General features: G+C 74.3%; 2 protein-coding genes. Both read right to left on the bottom strand.

Features of this window, described 5'->3' with window-relative positions; all coding sequences use genetic code 11:
• Positions 1-263 (bottom strand): serine hydrolase (locus ACNPM4_RS18470; RefSeq protein ID WP_448986665.1); only part of this gene is annotated, 263 nt, incomplete at its 3' end.
• Positions 260-721 (bottom strand): GNAT family N-acetyltransferase (locus ACNPM4_RS18475; protein ID WP_448986666.1); only part of this gene is annotated, 462 nt, incomplete at its 5' end. The genes ACNPM4_RS18470 and ACNPM4_RS18475, both read right to left, overlap by 4 nt.

A 721-nucleotide genomic window follows, 5' to 3' on the forward strand; every position in this document is an offset into this window, starting at 1 on the left:
GGGCGGGGGACGAAGCGGTCGACGCGGTCTTCGAAGCCCATGTCGCCGCGGCTGACCAGTCGCAGGATCGCGGTCGTGGTCGCGGCGACCTTCGATACCGAGGCGATGTCGAACGCGGTCGCCGTGGTCATCGGCGTTCCGGCCAGGTCGGCCAGGCCGCCCGCGGCGACGTCGCGCCCGGCGTGGGTGACGACACCCGCGACGGCGCCGCGCGGTGCGGAGTCCGTGGCGAGGACGGCGGCGACGGCTGCGTCGGCGGTCATGTCCACTCCCTGCGCATGCGCTGTTCGGGCTCACCGAACTCCGGCTGGGTGCGGGTGGCTCCGTCGGGACGCCAGCCCTTCGACTCGTAGAACCCGATCGACGGCAGGTTCGCCGCGAACACCCACAGCGTCGCGGCCTCGGCCCCGGCATCCTGCAGCTCCGCCGCCGCCTGAGCCAGCAGCCCGCCGCCGATCCCGCCCCCGTGGGCCCGCGGCGAGACGTACAGCGAGTGCACCGCGCCGTCGACCCGGTCGCCATCGCCGGGGGTCGCGGCGTACCGGGTGATCCCGACGATCTCACCGTCGCGCTCGGCGACGAGCACGACGCCCACCGGATCGGCGAGCACCCGGCGCCACAGCGCCTCGGCCCGCTCATCCGTCATCGCGTCGATCGCCGCGTCGGGGAGTAGATCCCGGTAGCTCTCCCGCCAGCACGCGAGGAACACCTCGAGCACCCC

It is taken from the genome of Microbacterium umsixpiens (assembly GCF_053543675.1).